The sequence below is a fragment of the Paenibacillus sp. B01 genome, from assembly GCF_009649995.1.
Classification (GTDB): domain Bacteria; phylum Bacillota; class Bacilli; order Paenibacillales; family Paenibacillaceae; genus Paenibacillus_O; species Paenibacillus_O pasadenensis.
Map to the genome: position 1 here is coordinate 4763720 of NZ_CP045802.1, position 19099 is coordinate 4782818.

The 19099-nt window shown below is 63.4% G+C and carries 13 protein-coding genes and 1 pseudogene; 1 reads left to right on the forward strand and 13 read right to left on the reverse strand.

Features of this window, described 5'->3' with window-relative positions; translation table 11 throughout:
* Positions 1 to 49: 49 nt before the first annotated feature.
* The 6 genes and pseudogenes from nrdE to GE073_RS20465 all read right to left on the reverse strand — a co-directional run.
* Positions 50 to 2134 (reverse strand): class 1b ribonucleoside-diphosphate reductase subunit alpha, encoded by a 2085-nt coding sequence (gene nrdE, locus GE073_RS20445; protein WP_028598322.1) that lies wholly within the window; start codon positions 2132 to 2134, stop codon positions 50 to 52.
* Positions 2121 to 2480: a class Ib ribonucleoside-diphosphate reductase assembly flavoprotein NrdI gene (nrdI, locus tag GE073_RS20450; protein ID WP_028598323.1), complete on the reverse strand. Its 360-nt coding sequence runs from the start codon at positions 2478 to 2480 to the stop codon at positions 2121 to 2123. Before nrdI ends, nrdE begins: the two co-directional genes overlap by 14 nt.
* 555 nt (positions 2481 to 3035) lie before the next feature.
* Positions 3036 to 3680, reverse strand: a complete 645-nt coding sequence (locus GE073_RS20455) for a TVP38/TMEM64 family protein (RefSeq protein ID WP_228551680.1) — start codon at positions 3678 to 3680, stop codon at positions 3036 to 3038.
* 243 nt (positions 3681 to 3923) lie between these two features.
* Positions 3924 to 7571 carry an S-layer homology domain-containing protein gene (locus GE073_RS20460; RefSeq protein WP_194843425.1) on the reverse strand — a complete coding sequence of 1216 codons (3648 nt, stop codon included), beginning with the start codon at positions 7569 to 7571 and terminating at the stop codon, positions 3924 to 3926.
* A 212-nt stretch (positions 7572 to 7783) separates the two neighbouring features.
* Positions 7784 to 8425 carry a YhgE/Pip family protein gene (locus GE073_RS26095; RefSeq protein WP_416362108.1) on the reverse strand — a complete coding sequence of 214 codons (642 nt, stop codon included), beginning with the start codon at positions 8423 to 8425 and terminating at the stop codon, positions 7784 to 7786.
* A gap of 132 nt (positions 8426 to 8557) precedes the next feature.
* Positions 8558 to 10060 (reverse strand): annotated as a pseudogene (locus GE073_RS20465) (YhgE/Pip family protein); the annotation flags it as partial.
* Between the two features lie 245 nt (positions 10061 to 10305).
* Here GE073_RS20465 and GE073_RS20470 point away from each other — a divergent pair.
* A complete protein-coding gene (locus tag GE073_RS20470) occupies positions 10306 to 10899 on the forward strand; it encodes a TetR/AcrR family transcriptional regulator (protein ID WP_028598325.1) in 594 nt (197 codons plus the stop codon).
* A gap of 123 nt (positions 10900 to 11022) precedes the next feature.
* Here the strand turns inward: GE073_RS20470 and msrB are convergent, their stop codons facing one another.
* The 7 genes from msrB to GE073_RS20505 all read right to left on the reverse strand — a co-directional run bounded on the left by msrB (position 11023) and on the right by GE073_RS20505 (position 19020).
* Entirely contained in the window at positions 11023 to 11985 is a 963-nt protein-coding gene (gene msrB, locus GE073_RS20475) for a peptide-methionine (R)-S-oxide reductase MsrB (RefSeq protein WP_028598326.1), read from the reverse strand.
* A gap of 59 nt (positions 11986 to 12044) precedes the next feature.
* Complete coding sequence (locus tag GE073_RS20480) at positions 12045 to 12272, reverse strand: hypothetical protein (RefSeq protein ID WP_127464505.1); 228 nt, start codon at positions 12270 to 12272, stop codon at positions 12045 to 12047.
* Positions 12247 to 13401, reverse strand: a complete 1155-nt coding sequence (locus GE073_RS20485; protein WP_052333100.1) for an alpha/beta hydrolase — start codon at positions 13399 to 13401, stop codon at positions 12247 to 12249. Before GE073_RS20485 ends, GE073_RS20480 begins: the two co-directional genes overlap by 26 nt.
* Positions 13379 to 14827 (reverse strand): nicotinate phosphoribosyltransferase, encoded by a 1449-nt coding sequence (locus tag GE073_RS20490; RefSeq protein WP_028598328.1) that lies wholly within the window; start codon positions 14825 to 14827, stop codon positions 13379 to 13381. The genes GE073_RS20485 and GE073_RS20490 overlap by 23 nt, the downstream gene beginning before the upstream one ends.
* A gap of 118 nt (positions 14828 to 14945) precedes the next feature.
* Positions 14946 to 15248, reverse strand: coding sequence for a LapA family protein (locus GE073_RS20495; RefSeq protein WP_307719986.1), 303 nt, complete (start codon positions 15246 to 15248; stop codon positions 14946 to 14948).
* Between the two features lie 104 nt (positions 15249 to 15352).
* Positions 15353 to 18166: a CHASE3 domain-containing protein gene (locus GE073_RS20500; protein ID WP_052333101.1), complete on the reverse strand. Its 2814-nt coding sequence runs from the start codon at positions 18164 to 18166 to the stop codon at positions 15353 to 15355.
* 68 nt (positions 18167 to 18234) lie between these two features.
* Positions 18235 to 19020: an SDR family NAD(P)-dependent oxidoreductase gene (locus GE073_RS20505; protein WP_028598331.1), complete on the reverse strand. Its 786-nt coding sequence runs from the start codon at positions 19018 to 19020 to the stop codon at positions 18235 to 18237.
* Between the last annotated feature and the right edge of the window lie 79 nt (positions 19021 to 19099).

The following is a 19099-nucleotide window of genomic DNA, read 5'->3' on the forward strand; positions in this document are numbered from 1 at the left end:
CTGCCGGCGTGGCGAGATCGATCGGTTTCATGGGTGGTTCCTCCTTAAATTAGACCGCGCAGCTGACGCACTCCTCCACGCCGAGCCGGTTCGTGCGGGTGTAATAGAGGGACTTCAGTCCCTTTTTGGCCGCATACAGGTAATACCGGGCCAGCTCGCGCGTCGTCACGCTGCTGTTGACGTGCAGCACGGCGGAGATGCCTTGATCGACATGCTCCTGAATCTCGGCGATCAGGTCGATGACCTTGAACTGATCCATCGCGTAGGCCGATTTATAGTAGAAGAAGTTGTCCTGCGACAGGAACGGCATCGGATAATAGGTCGTCGAGTTCGCATAAGTGCGCGTCTCGATCGGCTCGACGATCGGCATGACGCTCGAAGTCGCGTTCTGCACGTAGGAGATGCTCTGCGTCGGCGCGATCGCCAGGCGGTACGCGTGGTACAGCCCTTGGCGGGCGACCTTGGCCTTCAGCTCCGCCCAGTCCTGCGGCGAAGGAATCTCGATGCCGGCGAACAGCTCCTTGACGCGGTCCGTCACGGGACGGTAGTCCGTCGCCAGGTAACGGTCGAAGTAGGTGCCCTTGGCATACTCCGAGCGGTCGTAGTCGCGGAAGCGCTCGTTCTTCTCGGCGGCGATGTCGGCGCTCTTGTCGAGCGAGTAGAAGTTCATCATCATGAAGAACGTGCGGACGAAGTCGCGGGCTTCCGGGCTCTCGTAGGCGATCTTCATCTTGGCCAGATAGCCGTGCAGGTTCATCGCGCCGAGGCCGACGGAGTGCATCTCCTCGTTGGCCTTGACGACGCCCGGCGCGTTGGAGACGCGGGTCATGTCGCTGACGGCCGTCAGGCCGGCGATGCCCTCCTGCACCGTCTCGCGGATCTTGCCGTGCGCCATGACGTTCGCGATGTTGAGCGAGGCCAGGTTGCAGCTGATGTCGCGGCGGATCGTATCCGGCTCGCCGAAGTCGCCGATCTCCGACGTCTCCTGCAGCTGGTAGATCTCCGTGCACAGGTTGGACATCTTGATGCTGCCGATATCCTTGAGCGCATGGAAGCGGTTCGCGTTGCTCTTGTTCATGATGTACGGATAGCCGGACTCCAGCTGGATCGTAGCGATCTTGACCAGCATGTCGCGCGCGCCCATGATGAGCTTCTTGCGGACGGCCGGGTTGGCCATCAGCTCGTCATACATCTCGTCCATGTCCATGTCGTCGAGATGCTTGCCGTACGCCTTGAACACGGAGAACGGCGCGAACACATGCAGCGGCTGGTTGTCCTCGGCGAGCTTGTAGAAGCGGTTCGGCACGATCAGTCCGATCGACAGCGTCTTCAGGCGCGTCTTCTCGTCGGCGTTGATCTTCTTGCTGTCGAGGAACTCCATGATGTCCCAGCCGAAAATGTTGTAGTACGCCGCTCCGGAGCCTTTGCGCTGGCCCATCTGGTCGGCGTAGGAGAAGGCGTCCTCCATCAGCTTGAGCACCGGCATGATGCCCTTGGCCGCGCCCTCGACGCCCTTGATCGGCTCGCCGCGTCCGCGCAGCTTGCTCAGGTTGACCGCTACGCCGCCGCCGATCTTGGACAGCTGCATGCAGGTCGAGAGGTTGTAGTTGATGGAGTTGAGCGAGTCGTCCATCTCCAGCAGGAAGCAGCTGACCATCTCGCCGCGGCGGCTCTTGCCGGCATTGAGGAACGTCGGCGTCGCCGGCTGCAGGCGCTGCTCCATCATCGACACGGCCAGCGACTTGGCGAGCTCGGCGTCGCCGCGTCCGAGATGCAGCGCCGTGATCGCGACGCGGTCCGGGTAGTGCTCGAGGAACTGGCTGCGGTCATTGCTGCGCATCGCGTAGTCCGTGTAGAACTTGGATGCCGCCATATAGGAAGGGAATTCGAACTCGAGGCTGTGCGCCAGCTCGAACACGGCGACCGCTTCCTGCTCGGAATAGTGCTTGTATACGTCCTCGTAGTAGTCGTTCTCGATCAGGTAATCGATTTTCTCCTTATGGCTCGCGAAGGAAGGGCTTTTGGCCCGGACTTCCTCCATGAACGCCGCGACGGCTTCCTTATCCTTTTCCAGCTTGAAGAATCCGTCCGCTCCGCGCTTCATGATCTCGTTGTTCAGCTCAATATGCCGCAAGGGGCTGCACCTCCCGCATGAATTGTTCGACATCCCGAGCCGTCCCCGACAGCTCGAACTTGCAGATGACCGGCACTTCGTACCGCTCCGAGACTTTGTCCGCGCTGCCGGCGAAGCAGGTTCCCCAGTTGCGGTTGCCGCTGGCCGACACGCCGCGCAGATAAGTCCGGTTCTTTTCGAGGAAGGCGTCGACCGCCGGCGGCACCTCGCCGAATCCCGTCGTATAGGTGACCAGGACGAAAGGCTCGTCCATCGTCGTCGAATCGCTGATCTGCACGGCCGGATAGCCGAGCTTGCTGACGAACTTGCGCACGTTGCCCGTGCGGGACGTGTAGGCGATGAGCATGCGGTCCACTCCTTCTCTCTTTTGTGGCTGTCTCGGGGCGAATTCGCCGGCAAAGCCCTGCTACTAGATCTAGTAGCTCCTCCAGCTGGAGAAACCAGGGCTCCGACGGCGAAGCAGCGGCCAAGGCGGCTTGCGGAAACAGCCGAAACAACCCGATCGGAGCTGTCACTCGTTGGGTGCTCTCTCCGTCCGGGCCTTGCCTAAGTTGTCGATGCATGGCTGCGCCCGTCCTGCTCTTCCCCCGCCTCTTCGGGCGGAAAGCGGCTGCCCGGACGCGTCCGGCGCTTCCGGTCCGACGCGTGCCGGGGATGCCTGCGGGCGTCCGGCTAAAGGCTATTTTTGGGACTTGACAGCCTGTCTAGTTCGTGCTTGATTATCCATATGTAGAGGCTAGGAGTTAAATTTACCTCAATATATTGTGGTTGTCAAGCCGATGGACGGGCATTACCCTCCAGATCCGGGGCTTGAAACAGGCGGTTGCCCACAGCTGTGAATAAGCAAAAAAGAGCCCGTCCGACGGGCTCTTTCTCGTTTATCCCAAGCTTATCCACAACGCTAGAGCGGGATATTTGTGGATGGGTTCTCTCCGCCCATCCGCAAAATTTTTCGTCTTCGGAACGCCTTCCGAATCCGCACCGCGGCGAACGCGATCGAGAGGATCAGAAGGAACGCAAGGTAGGCGGCGATCAGCAGCCGCAGGTCGTGGCCAGGGAAAATGAGCGAGCTGCTGATGAGCCCGAACATCCATATATGGGACAGGTTGCCGATGATCGACGACCAGAGATAGGGCAGGAGCTTGACCGGCGCGATGGCCGACATGAACGAGATGAGGTTGTTGGGCATGACCGGGATCGTGCGCAGCAGGATGACCATCCAGCCTCCGTACTCGTCGAGCGCGGCCTGATAGCGCTCGTAGCGCTCCAGACGCGCCTGGAAGCGCCGCTGCACCTTGCCGTAGAAGAAGTAGCGGAACAGCAGGTAGACGACGAGCGCGGCCACCGTGCCGGCGAGCCAGCTGGCGAGCAGGCCGCCCGCGATGCCGAGGATCGAGATATGGATGAGGATGATCGTCGCGAACGGGAAGAAGCCGAACAGCCCCTGCAGCACGGCGAGCGGAATCGTAAGCAGCAGGATGGCCGGTCCGCCCAAGCCGCTCGCGGCGACGAGCGAATCGATCCAGCCGTTCATGCGATCCAGCATGGCTCCTCCTCCTCATCCGCTCATTTTTTCAGCCGCTGCCTTTAGTAAGTGTAGTCTATTCGGACGCCTCCGCACAAATACATGGATTTCCAAGCCCGAGAAGAGCCCGACGCGCTTGCTCCTCCTCCATTCGACGGGGATGCGGGCATCCCTGTCGAGCGATCCGGCCAGGCGGCATTTTATTTTGGCGAGGGACAGCATGATGAAAAAAAGCAGCCTCCCTAGGGAGGCTGGCACGGTTGTTCAATTAGGCTGCTTCAGGTAGGCTTCGGCAGCCTGGAGAAAAGCGTAGTTGTAAACTTCCTGCTTGCTGTCTTCGGCAAGCAGATCGTAGGCTTTGCGAGCACGTTCCACGTTAAGTTGAAGAACCGCCCTGTCATCGTTCAATCGAATCTGGCTGATTGCGCTGCGAACCGCAGCAGAAATCACGATTACGGTCGGCATATAGTAATATCGAACAAAACCAATCGGACGGTAGTCTGCATCATAGAGATAAAGAACGGCTTGCTGGACAGTTGGAGCGATATCTTCGCCTGCCTTGCTGTCCAAAAGAGGATTTCCTGCCGTCGTCATTCGCCGGCCCGCCTGCAGCGCATGCTGATGCGTAGGCGTGTACTCCGTCAAAGAAGGTTCCAACGCGACATAACGAACCGAAGGAGCCAAGGCGGCTGAATTGAGCTTGAAATCGGTAAAGCTGAAAAATCCTCTGATGCCAGCGAAGGCATTCGCTGCATTGACCATGAACTCATTCGAAACAGCCGTCAGAGGCTGATCCAACGTTACTTCCTGCAGAGGACGAAAATCATACTGCTTCTCCATTCGTTCCCCGAGCACGCCGTTCTTCTCTACAGCCAGCCAGATGCTTCCTCGTTGCGAGGAAGATACCGGGTAGCGGAATTGGGCGAGCATTGGACCATAAGGCGTTTCTGAATTTGGATCTGCAAGGCGTGCGACATCATAAGCGTCCACGTCTTCTTTGGCAGCATATACATGGAGGGCGTCGCCTTTCTCCAGACCTGTGACGATGCCTTCCTGCGCAGAAAGGTAAACCGACTGCTCCCCTTTTACGCTCAAAGCGTAGGCGCGCTCATTCGCGTTGATTTTCGATTTCACCTTGACTAACAGCCATTGCTGCATTTGAGGAGGGAAGCGGAAACGGAAGCTTTTCCCTTCCACTGGAACGAACAAATCGTGCATTCCTTGAACCCACACAGAAACTTCCGATATGTTCTCATCATAATCCAGGTTCAGGACGGCTTCCTTTTGTTCATAGCCAAGCGCGGCAGTTGCGGAGTAATTAGAGTAAGTCTTGTCGAAAGGACGGTCCAACCGCGCGCCGGACAATGCAAGCGAGTTCAGCTTGTCCGAATTGCCCGACTGCTGGCTCAGACGATCCAGCTCCGCCAGCGCCGCCTGCAGCACGCTGTAGTTGGCGACTTTCTTCTGCTCCTCCGCGCTCAGCCGGTCGTACAGAGCCAAGGCTTCATACACGGGCTGGATGTCTTTGAGCTGCACCGGTACGGAAAGCCTCGAGATCGCATGCATGACTTGAGCTGAGGTCAGGTTGACCTTCACGTTCACAGGCAGGAAGTCATAGCCGATCGGCTTCCGGTCCTTGTCGTAATAAAATACCTTGAACGCACCTGTAAAATCGTCGCCTTTCCAACCGATGAAATCGTCGAGGTATGGATTCGCCTTTTCCAACTTGCTCAAGACCGACGGTCCTAGCATCTCTTGCTTGGCATCCTCCATCGAAATATACGGACGTTCAAGGTAAGGCTCGTAACTGTCCCACCATCTGGTTTTCACGTACACCGCTCCTGACGGAAGTTCCGAAGAAGGGTCCCTCAACAGCTGAACGTTGTAGGTTATGGAAGAACCATAGACGGCTTCCATTTCCGCCGCGGTAAGGCTTCGCCCCTTCAGTCCTCCCGACGTCTTGGCAAGAGGCGAAAAGTCATACTCCACCTTTTGGCGCGGCTGCTCCGGCTGGGAAGGATATTGAATGCTGATCCAGAACTGCCCTTTCTGTCCTTTCAAAACATCCATGTCTATTCCGACGAAAGGCTTCATGCCGATCCCACGCCCGTCTTCTAGCTGAGTAATCTCCGAATAGGGCTGCGCATCCGATTCCGAACGGTACGTCCTTACGGTTGCGCCTTTGGGGACTTTCTCGACGATTATTTCGCCATTGATGGTTGCCCTCGTTTTTTCAGCTAGCGCGGGCTCGTAGAGCACGCGAATGGAATATCCGCTCAAAAACTCGCCATCGGCCGTTTCAAGCGAAACGGAGAGGTTGGTCTTCTCGCGAGCGTTCTGGAGGTAGCTGGACTTGCCTCCGACAAAATCTTTCCAATCCGCCAGCGTCTCCATGAACTCGTCCCGCACAAGCAATCTGATCTTAGCTCCGGAAACGTTTGTTGCAGCGGTGAGTTCAATCTGTCCCGCAGCATAATCCACCGGAAGGATGAGATCGTATTCCATCACTTCTGGATCAAACCCGGACTTGCCCGACACGAATTGGACAAGGGGATAGGACCCGATCGACAAGCTCGTCAGGAAATCGCCGGTTGCCGGCGTCGCGGTCGGCGTTGCCGTCGGAGTCGCGCTAGGCGACGCGGTCGGAGAAATCGTCGGCGACGCCGTCGGGCTCGGGTTGCCCGGCAGGCCCGGGAACCCCGGGAAGAAGCCTCCGCCCCCGCCAGGAGCCGGGGTCGGACTCGGCGAGACGCTAGGCGTCGGCAGCGTCTTGGAGCCCGGCTCCTTTTCAAATACGCTGTCCTTGGCCGCCTCCGCAAGCTTGGCCTGCGAGACGGTGCCCTGACCGGATACGAACGTCTTGCCCTCCAGCTGCAGCACGTCGATCCGGCTGTCCGCGCCGAGAGCGACGACTGAACCTGAAGACTGCTGCGAGACGATTACCGTGCCGAGACGACTCGTCCCTTCGAGCGACAAGCGGACCGGGGACGTTTTTTCTACGATTACATGGCCGAGATTGCTGTTCAAAATATGAATGGAACGAACGCCGCCGCCGCGCACGATCGTCTTGCCGTCGACCTGGATGCCGGACAGGTTGACGTCTCCTTCGCCTACCGCCTCCGTGACGATCAGGTCGCCGCGCACATGCAGGTTGCGCAGCGAGACGCCGCCCGCCTCGACGCGAACGTCTCCCTTGATCTCGTTCTGGCCGCTGGCCGGGCCGTATACGCCTGCCTTGGCGTAAGAAGCCGCTCCGCTCCGCGCTTCGGCCGCCTTGCCGATGGCCGTGACAGCCTCGGCCCGCGTCAGCCGGCCCGCCGGCCTGAAGCTGCCGTCCGGATAGCCGCCGAGCACGCCTTGAGCGGCGAGCGCGGCGACGAACGGCCGGCTCCATGCGCCGAGCTTTGCACTATCGCGAAACGCTGGCTCTGCCGCGGAAGCCGTCTCGACGCCAGACGCCTTGCCGAGCATGACCGCCGCTTCCTGGCGCGTCACTTGTCCCGCCGGGCGGAACGTGCCGTCCTCGTACCCCGACGCATAGCCCGCATACACCGCCGTCGAGACCGTGGCATAATCCCACGCCTGCGGCTTGACGTCCTTGAACGACAGCTGCGCCGTTCCTTGCAGCGCGAAGGCCCGGTTGACGAGCGCTGCAAACTCGCTGCGGCTGATGTGCTGATCGGGACGCAGCTCGCCATTGCCGTAGCCGGACAGCCATCCCGCCGCCGCCCATTCGGCGAGCCGCTGCTCCGCCCAATGGCCCTTGATATCCCGATAAGCGGAGCTGTCCGCTCCCGATGCATACAGACCCGCGCTAGCCGTTCCCGCTGCGCCGAATGCCGGCCCTGCCGCCAGCAGCAAAGACAGTCCCGCCGCCATGGCGCTCTTTGCGTATGTTGCTTTCCACCCCACGTATGATTCCTCCGATAATTCGATTGAATGATCCATGCTTGGTTATACCATCGGAGAAAGTTTCTGGCAACGGAAGAAATTGGCGCTAAAAAACGGTGTCCGCTCGAAAGCGGGGGCAGCTCCTTCACGACATGAAAAAAGCGCCCGTCCGGCTCAAAGGAGCCGGTCTAGGCGCTGAAACTCATGAAATCAGAACGAGCGATTAGTTCCCGTCAAGCCTGCAGCGCTCCATCCCGCTCCAGAGGCGAAGCCTCCGCGGTTCGCCGCGCCTTCACCGCGAAGTACAGGCCGGTAAAGGCGAGCGCAATGGCGGCATAAATGCCGAGATAGCTCAGCTGCTCGTAGACGACCGCGGCATCCCCGCTGGAGATGGCGGCCTTGAGGCCGGCGATGCTGTGCGACATCGGCAGCCACGGATGGACCGCCTGCATCCAGTCCGGCAGCAGCTCCTTGGGGAACGTGCCCGCGCTGGACGTCAGCTGCAGGATCATGATGATGACGGCCACGTAGCGGCCCACCTGATCGCCCCAGGTGACGAGCGCCTGAATGATCAGAGTAAAGGTCAGGCTCGCGGCAAACACTAAGGCGATGAACAGAGGCACGTTGCCGATGTCGAGCTTCAGCCCGTACAGCAGAATCAGCACCGCCGCCAGCGACTGGCTGACGCTCATCAGCACATATGTCGCCGTGCGGCTGAGGAAGCGGCCGAGCCGCGTCGCATCCGCTTGGAACGAGTCGCGCGAGGAGATGACCGTCGTGAAGAACAGGCCGCCGACGAACAGCGCGATCGAGATGAAGTACGGCGCGATGCCGAGGCCGTATTTCTCGACCTTGCGGCTGTCGTCTTCCTTGATGCGGACCGGATCGGCGAACATCGACACGGTGTCGTCGCCGTCGTGGACGCTGGCGGTCTTGTCGGCCGCCTCGCCGAGCTTGCTCTGCAGCTCGCCCGAGCCGTCGACGAGCTTGAGCGTGCCGTCCTGCAGCCGGACGGCTCCGTCCTCCAGCTGAACCGCGCCGCCGGCGACGGTGCCGACGCCCTCGGCCAGCTGGCCGATGCCGCTCGTCAGCTGCGTCGCGCCGCTGCTCAGCGTCTTGGCGCCGCCGGCGACCTCGGCGCTGCCGCTCGCAGCCTCGCCCAGCTTGGCGCCGAACTGCTGCAGCCCGCCGCTCAGCTGCGTCGTGCCCGCGTGCAGCTGCTTCGCGCCGGCGAGCAGCTGCTGCTGCCCCGCGCTCAGCTCGCCGCTGCCCTGCAGCAGCTGGCTCTGCGCGTCATGCAGCGAGGCCGCGCCAGCCGCCAGCTGCTGCTGGCTGTCCGCCAGCTGGCGGCCGCCCGCGCTCAGCTGCTGCTGGGCCGCGCTCAGCCGGCTGCTGCCCTCGGCCAGCTGCTTGCTCGCCGCGAGCAGCTGCTTGCCCTGCTCGGACTCCGCCAGCTGCGGGTTCGCCTGCAGCAGCGCCTCCAGTCCGGCGCTCAGCTCGGCCGCGCCGGACGACACCTTGCCGCCGGCTTCCTCCGCAGCCGCCAGCGAATCGGCCAGCTTGGCGCTGCCGGCCGCAGACTGCTCGAGGCCGTCCGCCAGCTTAGCGCTGCCCTGCTCCGACTGCTGCAGCCCTTGCTGCAGCTTGGCCGCGCCTGTGGCGGTTGCCGCCAGCCCTTGCTCGAGCTGAGCCGCTCCATTGTCGGCAGCGGCGGCGCCATCGGCCAGCTGTCCGCCCGCCTGCTGCAGCTGCGCCAGGCCGGAGGCGAGCGAGCCGCTGCCCTGGGCGAGCGTCGCCGTGCCGTCCTTGAGCTTGAGCGCTCCGCCGACGAGCGGCGATACCCCTTCCTTGAGCTTGCCGGTGCCCTCGGCAAGCTTGGCGAGATTTTCCTGGAGCGCGCGTGCGCCCTCGTCCAGCTTGCCGGCTCCGTCCTTGAGCTCCCCGGCTCCGTCCGCCGCTTCCGCGAAGCCCTCCGACACTTCCTTCACCTGAGACAGCATGCTGCGCGCATACGCCTCCGTGATGCTCGCATTCAACTCCGCGCGGACGTCCTTCATCGCCGTCGAGCCGATCTGGCCCGCGATGAAGTTGTAGTCGCCGTTCGGCTCGAAGACGATCTCCGCCTGCTGCGGCTGATCGTCCATCAACGTGGCGGCCTTCGCGGAAAAGTCCTTCGGAATCTTGATCGCCATATAATAGTCGTTGCCGGCGATTCCCTGCGCCGCCTGCTCCGGCGTGACGAAGCTCCAGGCGAACTTCCCGTTCTTCTTCAGCTCGTCGACGAACTCCTGGCCGACATCCATCCGCTCTCCTTCGTATACGGTGCCTTGATCCTCGTTCACGACCGCGACCGGAATCTTGTCCAGATGGCCGTACGGATCCCAGGAAGCCTCGATCAAAAAGCCGCTATAAAGGATAGGAACAAACGCGACGGCGACGAAGGAGATGGCGAGCATCGGCTTCTTGAACATCTCTTTCAAGTCGTGGCCGATCGTTTTCACAGCCTTCATGGGTATTCCCTTCTCCTCTCTGACTAAAAATCTATTTTGGTCATTTGGTCAGAATCCTACTTTATCACGCTTGTTTTCAACATGCAACCGGCTCTTTTCGGCCGCCTGTCCGCTTTTTTCCCTTGAAGCGATTTCATTTCTGAAACCCGAAACGGCAGTTTACCGTATAAAAACCTTATGCTACGATCAAAATGACCAGAAGAACCATTTTCGTTCTAGAGTCATATACGGGAGGTCTGCACGTGATGTCGATCGATCGGAGAGCCGAGGTCGTCCAGGCCGCCGCCAGGTCATTCGCCTTGTTCGGCTACAAGGCGACGACGATGGACCAGGTGGCCAAGATCGCGCGCGTCGGGAAAGGAACGATCTACACCTTTTTCGACAACAAGGAGCAGCTGTTCGAAGAGATCATGAACGCGTTCGTGGAGGAGATCGTGCAGCTCGCCGAAAAGGCGGTCGACCCGGCCAAGCCGTTCGCCGAGAATCTGCACCGCGCCTTGCTCGACGTGCTCAACTTTCGACGGGAGCATGAGCTGTTCACGAGGCTGTCGCTGGAGATGAAGGAGATCGGCACGGCCGCCGCCGGCTTCGGCATCCGCATGATGGAGGAGGCGCTGCTGGAGTTCGTCGCGCGGCATGTCGAGGACGCGGTCGCCAAGGGCGAGATCAAGCCCTGCGATCCGCAGCTGACGGCGTATGTGCTGGTCAAGCTGTTCATTACGCTCGTCGTGGACTGGCCGTCCGTCTCGGGCAGGCCGTTCCAGGAGGAGGACGTCATGCGCCTGTTCGAGCTGTATTTCCTGGACGGCATCTCGCAAAAGAGCGGCTCGCCGCTTTAGGACGTATTGACTGACCCGCTCAGGGGCATCTATCACCGCCTTTTTTCCCCTCTGCTTCAAGCGCAAAAAAGCTGCCCCCGCCGTAATGGCGGAAGGCAGCTTTTTTTGACGGATCGAAAACGCTTAGCGGAACAGGCTCCGGTACTCGCCGTAGCCTTCGTCCTCCAGCTGCGACACGGGTACGAACCGGAGCGCGGCGGAGTTGATGCAGTAGCGCAGGCCGCCCTGATCCTTGGGGCCGTCGTCGAACACATGGCCCAGGTGGGAGTCGGCGCCGGCGCTGCGCACCTCGGTGCGGACCATGAAGTGGCTCGTATCCGTCTTCTCCTTGATGCTCGGCTTGGCCAGCGGCTTCGTGAAGCTCGGCCAGCCGCAGCCGGAATCGTACTTGTCGAGCGAGCTGAACAACGGCTCGCCGGAGACGATGTCGACGTAGATGCCCTCTTCCTTGTGGTCCCAGAACTCGTTTTGGAACGGCGGCTCGGTGCCGCTGTTTTGCGTCACCTCGTACTGCATCGGCGTCAGCCGGGCGCGCAGCTCGTCCTCGTTCTTGTCCATTTTCCAGTGCTCTTCGATGAACTGGTCGCGGCCGGAGCCCCTGCGGTACATCTTGTAGCGGAACGGATGCGTCTTGTGGTAGTCCTGATGGTAGTCTTCCGCCTCGTAGAAAGGAGCGGCCGGCTCGATCGTCACGACGATCGGCTTGTCGAAGCGGCCGCTTTCCTGCAGCGCGCGCTTGGATTCCTCCGCCAGCTTGCGCTGCTCCTCCGTATGGTAGAAGATGACGGGCCGGTACGAATCGCCGCGGTCGGCGAACTGTCCCAGCGCGTCGGTCGGATCGACCTGCTGCCAGTAGATATCCAGCAGCTTGCTGTACGGGAAGACATCCGGATCGTACGTGATCTGCACGGCTTCCGTATGGCCGGTGTTGCCTTCGCACACCTGATCGTAGGTCGGATTCTCCACGTGGCCGGCCGTATAGCCGGAGACGACGCGAATGATGCCCGGCAGCTCCTCGAACGGCGATACCATGCACCAGAAGCAGCCGCCGGCGAATGTCGCCAGCTGCTCGTTGTTGTTTGCCATATTGCCATCCCTCCTCAGACTTCTATTATAGCGGACGTCCGGGACCGAAGTCCAAGCCGCTACTCGCGCAGCGCGTCCTTCAGCCGCGAATGCATCGCGCTCTCCGCTCCGCCCAGCCTGCGGCGCAGCCGCTGCGCCTCCGCCGCGAGCCTCGCCGTCTCCGCCGCGAGCCGCTCGCGCTCCGCCTCGGCTGCGGCCAGCCGGCTCTCCAGCTCCGCGCAGCGCGCCCGCAGCTGCATCAGCTCCTCCTGCGAACCGCCCTCAGCCGAATGGTTGCCCATGCTCATGCTCTCTTGTCTCCTCTCCTTGCTGCCCCGCCGCTGCGCTCCCGATCCCTCCGTCTGGATCGTCGGAGACGGACGCTTCCGCACGGCTGCCGCCATGCGCGGGAAGGCGCAGCCGATCGTTCAAAAACCCGGCCGCCTGCCGCAGCGACTGCTCCGCTTCCGGCAGCCAGCCCGGCATCATCGCCGTAAAATCATGGATCATGCCCGCATAGCAGCGGTATTCGGCCGGCACGCCCGCGGCGCGCAGCCGCTCGGCGTACAGCCTGCCCTGGTCCCGCAGCGGATCCAGCTCCGCCGTGACGACGAGCGCCGGCGGCAGTCCGCCGAGATCCGGCGCGAGCAGCGGCGATACTTGCGGCTGCGCGCGCAGCTCCGCCGGCGCGTAGCCGTCGGCGAATTGACGCAGCAGCCGCAGCGTCAGCATGTACTGCCGGCCGTTCTGTCGCAGCGACGGCTGGCTCGCAGCCCCCGGACCGCCCCGCCCGGTCAGGTCGACCGCGGGATAAAGCAGCGCCTGCCCCCGGATCGGCGGACCGCCGGCGTCGCGGGCGCGCAGCGCGGTCACCGCCGCGATGTTGCCGCCGGCGCTCTCGCCCGCCACGGCGAGCCGCGCCGGATCGCCGCCGAGCGAGCCTGCCTCGCGCGATGCCCAGAGCAGCGCCTCGTAGGCGTCGTCGGCTCCTTTCGGGAAGCCGTGCTCCGGCGCCAGCCGATAGCCGACCGACAGCACGAGGCAGCCGCTCAGCTGCGCCCAGGCGCGGTTGTAGCGATGCCGCAGCCGGTGGCCGCCAAGCGCGAAGCCCCCTCCGTGGTAATACAGGATGACCGGCAGCGGCTCCGCCCGGCCGCTCTCGCCCGCTTCGATCTCCGGCCGGTACCAGCGCGCCGGGATGAAGCGGCCGTCCTCCGCCTGCAGGTCGATGTCCCCCGAGTCGACCCGGCCAGGCAGGCGCAGGCAGGCGACGGCATCCATCGCCCGCATGAAGGCGGCCATCCGTCCGCGCATGCCCGCGAGCGGCCGTCCGGTCATCCAAGCGCCGGCATGCACGGCCGCCAGCAGCAGCCGCAGCGGCAGCGCCAGCCGGCCGGCAGGCGGCCGCTCTTGCTCACTCTTTCCTGTCTTGGACACGCTCGATCATCTCCGTCTTGAGCTTCCACAGCTCCGGACTGAACGATACCGGATACGGCTCCGGATGCAGCTTGCGCAAATGCGGCTGGCGGAACAGCGCCAGCTGCTCCCGGTGGTAGCGCCGAATCGATTCCAGATCCGGCAGCTCGCGCACGAGACTCCCTTCGCGCAGCAGCGGCTGCAGCAGCTCCACCGGCTCGTATCGGGTCAGCACCGACTTCACGTACGGATGAGCCGGGTCGATGCGGCGGAGCGGCTCTCCGGACGGGGCCGCCTCCGCGCTCAGCGCCATGTAGTCGCCGACCGCGCAGCCCGTCGCCGGGTCGAGGAGCCGGTACACGGTCTTGGACCCCGGATTGGTCACCTTGTCGAGATTGCCCGACAGCTTGATGACCGGCTCATAGCCGGCGCCGCGGTCGATCGCCGCGAGCTTGTACACCCCGCCGAGCGAGGGCTGGTCCGCCGCCGTGATCAGCTGCGTGCCGACGCCCCATGTATCGATCGCCGCTCCTTGCGCCTTGAGGTTGAGGATGATGTTCTCGTCCAAATCGTTGGAGGCGACGATGCGCACGTCCGGGAAGCCCGCCTCGTCCAGCAGGCGCCGCGACTCCTTGGACAGGACGGCGAGGTCGCCGCTGTCGAGCCGGATCGCCTGCAGCTCCTTCCCTTTGGCGCGCAGCCGCCGAGCTACCTCGATCGCGTTCGGCACGCCGCTGCCGAGCGTATCGTAGGTGTCGACGAGCAGCGTCACGCCGTCCGGCAGCGCGTCGGCATAACGCTCGAACGCCTGCAGCTCGGACTCATGCGCCTGCACCCAGGCATGCGCGTGCGTGCCTTTGGCCGGGATGCCGAACAGCCAGCCTGCCCGCATGTTGCTCGTCGCGTCGAAGCCCGCGATGTAAGCCGCGCGCGCTCCCCATACGGCCGCGTCCAGCTCCTGGGCGCGGCGGGTGCCGAACTCCAGCAGCGCGTCGGCGCCTGCGACCTGCTTGATGCGCGACGCCTTGGTCGCGATCAACGTCTGGTAGTTCGCCATGTTCAGGATCGCCGTCTCCACGAGCTGCGCCTCGAAGATCCGTCCCTCCACGCGCACGAGCGGCTCGTTCGGAAAGACGAGCGTGCCCTCCGGCACGGCGTCGATGCTGCCGCTGAAGCGGAACCGCCGCAGCTCCTCGATGAACTCCGGCTCGTACCGCTCCTCCTGCTCCTCCAGGTAGGCGAGCTCCTCCTCCGTGAAGCTCAGGCCGAGCATGTAGTCGGCGATCCGCTGCAGCCCGGCGAAGACGGCATAGCCGTTGCCGAACGGCAGCTTGCGGAAGTACATCTCGAACACGGCTTTGCGCTCATGCGTCCCCATCTTCCAATGGGCATACATCATATTGATTTGATATTTGTCGGTATGCAGCGCCAGCTTCGCCGTCTCCATCCGTGTCGTCCTCCTTTTCATCGGCATCCCGCGGCTCTCGGCCGCCGCAGGCACGCGCCGTCCGCGTCATAAAAGGGAAAAGCTGCGCCTCGCAGGGCGCAGCTCGTCGTTTCGTCCGTTACTCGGCCGAAGGCCGTGCCGCCGGCCCCGCCTCGATGGAGCCTGCCGGCAGCGGATCATCCGCAAGCACAGGCGCGGTTTCCAGGCGCGCTTGCGCCCGCAGTCCGTCCAGCTCCTTCTGCTGCGCCTTGAGCTGCTTCTGCAGCCTGAACGAGCGGATGATGCCGAACAGGCCCACGCTCGCGCCGCCCAGCAGCGCCGAGCCGAGAATGACGAGGATGAGCGGCAGGTTCGTCTGCGCGAACAGGAAGTTCACCTGAACGGGATCGACGTTAATGACCGCGAAAATGGCTATCAGCAAAGCGAAGACAAGACCCGAAATAAGCAACCCCTGCGTTCTCATCGTTCAACCACCCTATCCGCATTGTATCCTTAATCAACCTTTTTTACCCCGGCCTCCCGGGGTCAAACCTTGCGCCGCGGCAGCCATACCTCGAGCAGCGAGCTGAGCTGCTCCAGATGGAGCGGCTTGGTGATATAATCGGTCGCTCCCGCCTGCAGGCACAGCTCCCGGTCCTGCGGCATCGCCTTCGCCGTGAGCGCGATGATCGGCAAGCTGCGATGCGCCTCGATGGAGCGGATTTCCCGGATCGCATCGTACCCGTCCAGCACCGGCATCATCATGTCCATCAAAATGAGATCGCAGCCGAACGCCGCCAGCGCGTCAAGGGCCTCGCGGCCGTTGGCCGCCGTCAGCACCTCGATGCCTTGCTGCTCAAGGAAGCTCGTCAGGCTGTAGACGTTGCGGATGTCGTCGTCGACGATCAGCACGCGCCGGCCTCCGTACCGGCTGCCGCGCCTCGGCGGCTCCGCCTCGGACGACGGCAGGCGGAGCCGCTCGGCAAGCATCTCCTCCAAGGAACGGCCGGCCGCCGCTTCCTCGTCCAAATAACCTGCCGCCTCCTGCAGCAAGCCGGAAGCCCGGCCGGGCTCCTCCGCGCGGACGGCCTCGCCAAGGCTCGGCAAGAGCAGCGTGAACGCGCTGCCGAGGCCCGGCTGGCTTTCGACGAAGAGGCAGCCCTGCAGCAGGCTCGCCAGCTGGCGGGAGATCGACAGGCCGAGGCCCGTGCCGCCGAACTGCCGGCTCGTCGTGCCGTCCGCCTGGCGGAACGCCTCGAAGATCAGGTCGAGCTTGGACGGATCGATGCCGACGCCCGTATCCCGAACCTCGAACGCCACGACCTGACGTCCCGCATGGGATGGCAGATGCTGCAGCACCTCCCTTTCGGTCGCCCGCGAAATCGTCACCGTCACGCCGCCCTGCTTCGTGAACTTGAACGCATTGGACAGCAGATTTTTGAGAATCTGCATCAGCCGCTGCTCGTCGCTGACGATCATGTCCGGCACGTTCAGCCTGCGGATGACGGCGTACTCGAGCCCGCTCCGCTCGGCATGCGCGCGGAAGCTCGATTGCAGCAGCGCCGGAAGCTCGCTCAGATTGAGCGGCTCGAGACTGATCTCCATCTTCCCGGCTTCGATTTTCGACAGATCCAGGATATCGTTGATCAGCACCAGCAGATCCTCGCCGGCCGTATGGATGACCTTGGCGAACTCCTCTTCCTTGGGCGACAGGTTGCCTCCCGGATTCTCCGCCAGCATCTGGGACAGGATCAGCATGCTGTTGAGCGGCGTCCGCAGCTCGTGGGACATGTTCGCCATGAACTCGTTCTTGTAGCGCGAGCTGCGCTCGAGCTCCGCCGCATACAGCGTCAGCTCCTGCTGGATGCTCTGCAGCTCCTGAGACTTCTCCTCCGACAGTCGCGCCTGCCGGATAAGCTGCTCGTTGGAGGCTTCGAGCTCCTCCTGCTGGGTCTGCAGCTCCTCCTGCTGGGTCTGCAGCTCCTCCGCCTGCTGCTGCAGCTCCTCCGTCATCGCCTGCGATTCCTGCAGCAGCGTGCGGATCTCCTCGCCCGTATGGACGCGGTGCAGCGCCAAGGCCAGCTGCTCGGCGGCCTCCAGCGCCAAGTCCTGCTCCAGCGGCGTGAACGGCTCGAAGCGGGCGGCCTCCAGCACGGCGAGCGTACGGCCTTCGTAGACCGCCGGCACGAGCAGCAGCTGCGGCGGACTCGCCTCGCCGAGGGCGGAGCCGATCTTCACGTACGATTCCGGCACGTCATACTGCCGCATCCGCTGCTCGGCGAAGCAGCGGCCGACGAGGCCTTCGCCGTGCTCGATGGCGGGCGGCAGCGCAGCCGCGCCGTCGCCGCTGCCCGTCACGGAGCAGGCGAGCTGCAGCCGGCGGCTCGGCTTGAGCGACTCGACCGCGTACAGCACCGCGAACGGCGCCCGGAGCGCTTCGGCAGCGAAGCGCAGGAACGCTTCCTGCGTCTCGGCCGCGCCGCCCGTCTGCTGCAGCGCGGAGCCGATCGCGAGCGCCTGCCGCTGCTTCCAGTCGTGGCCCTCGACCTCGTCGAGCAGCCGGTTCGTCGCGGCCGCCAGATCGGCGATCTCGTCGCGCGAGCGGATCTCGATCCGCTTGGCGAGCTGAGCCAGGTCCCTGCCGCGCGAATCCGCCATGCCGGCGATCGATTCCGTGACGCTGCCGATCGTGCGCACGATCGAGCGCGAGATCAGCCAGCCGAACAGGCCCGACAGGACGATGGAGACGAGGAACAGGGAAAGCAGCGTCGTCCGCAGCAGGCTGTTGCTCCGGTCCAGCCTTTCCAGCCGCTGCCCCGCCAGCTTATGCTCCGTCTGGCGGAACGCGTCGAAGCTGCCGCGCAGCTGATCCATGTTCTGCTTGCCGCGGTCGATCGCGTAAAAATCGCCGACCTTCGCCTCGTCGCCGTTCTGCTTGGCCTCGATGACCGGCATCGTGATGGCGAGCCATTGCTCGATCGAGCCTCTCGCCAGCTCCAGCAGCTTGGTCTGGCTCGGATTGTCGCTCACGAGCGCCAGCAGCTCGCTGTAGTTGTTCTGCCATTGGGAGAAGCCCGAGCGGTACGGATCGAGATAAGCCTCTTCCCCGGTGATGATGAACCCCCGCTGTCCCGTTTCCATGTCGAGCAGGTTTTTCTCGATCGCGTTGGTCAGATTCATGACGGAGATGTCGTGCTCGGTCACATATTCGGTCTCCTCCTGCACCGCCGACAGCTGCAGGAAGACGATCAGGATCGAGACGGCCAGGCAGGCCAGGATGACCGCATAGCCGGAAATGATTTTGAAGCGGATCGTGAATCGGCCCCGTCGGTCCGGCCGTCCGCTGCGATTGACTTCCATCGGATGGGCAAGCTCCTATCTGCTGCAGAGGCAAGTCGCATCTGCTTGAAAATGAAATCCGGGACGCCTCACGCGACGGGCGATTTGCCCCCGTCGATGTTGATGGCTGTCCCTGTAATATAGGAAGCCGCTCCGGAAACGAGGAACACGATCGCATTGGCGGCTTCCTCCGTGTCTCCGATCCGTCCGAGCGGAATGTCGTGGCGCGGATCGCGCGCGAACTCCTCCCACGTCTGGTCGGGGCTGGTCCGCCGCCACTGCCGCTCGATCTGGGCGCTGCGGATGAGCCCGATGCAGACGGCGTTGACCCGGATGCCGTCCGGCGCCAGGTCGCGGCTCATCGCCTTGGTCAGCGCGAGCCCCGCCGCCCGCGAGACGGATGACGGCAGCGATGCCTTCGGCGGCGTCTTGCCGCCGATCGCCGTCACGTTGACGATCGCTCCGCCGCCTGCCGCCTTGAGGGCGGGCAGGGCCGCCTGCGTCATATGCACCGCGCCGAGCAGCTTCAGGTCGAGATCGGTCTTCCACGCCGCCGGGCCGACCTCCGCGAACGGAGCGGCGGCGGCCGTGCCGGCATTGTTCACCAGGATGTCGATCACGCCGTCCCAGCGATCCGCGATGCCGCGCACCGCTGCCGCAGCCGACTCCTCCCGGGAGACATCGCCGGGCACGGCCAGCACCTCGCCGCCCGTCTCCGCGACGATGCGGGCAGCCGCATCCTCAAGCTCCTCCTTCGTCCGGGCGACGAGCGCCACCTTCGCCCCTTGGCGGGACAGCTCCAGCGCCGTCGCATAGCCGATTCCCTTGCTGCCTCCGGTCACGATCGCCTTCTTGCCTTCCAGCTTCAGCTTCACTTGCGGTTCCTCCTTCGGAATGAACTTCCTTCGCGGCCGGCTCGCGCTCGAGCCGATCCGGGGCATTTCCCGGGAAATC

Coding starts and splice junctions, on each gene's coding strand:
- nrdI (WP_028598323.1), bottom strand. CDS start 2,480: ATGCTCATCGCCTACACGTCCCGCACGGGCAACGTGCGCAAGTTCGTC.
- GE073_RS20455 (WP_228551680.1), bottom strand. CDS start 3,680: ATGCTGGATCGCATGAACGGCTGGATCGATTCGCTCGTCGCCGCGAGC.
- GE073_RS20470 (WP_028598325.1), top strand. CDS start 10,306: ATGTCGATCGATCGGAGAGCCGAGGTCGTCCAGGCCGCCGCCAGGTCA.
- msrB (WP_028598326.1), bottom strand. CDS start 11,985: ATGGCAAACAACAACGAGCAGCTGGCGACATTCGCCGGCGGCTGCTTC.
- GE073_RS20480 (WP_127464505.1), bottom strand. CDS start 12,272: ATGAGCATGGGCAACCATTCGGCTGAGGGCGGTTCGCAGGAGGAGCTG.
- GE073_RS20490 (WP_028598328.1), bottom strand. CDS start 14,827: ATGGAGACGGCGAAGCTGGCGCTGCATACCGACAAATATCAAATCAAT.
- GE073_RS20500 (WP_052333101.1), bottom strand. CDS start 18,166: ATGGAAGTCAATCGCAGCGGACGGCCGGACCGACGGGGCCGATTCACG.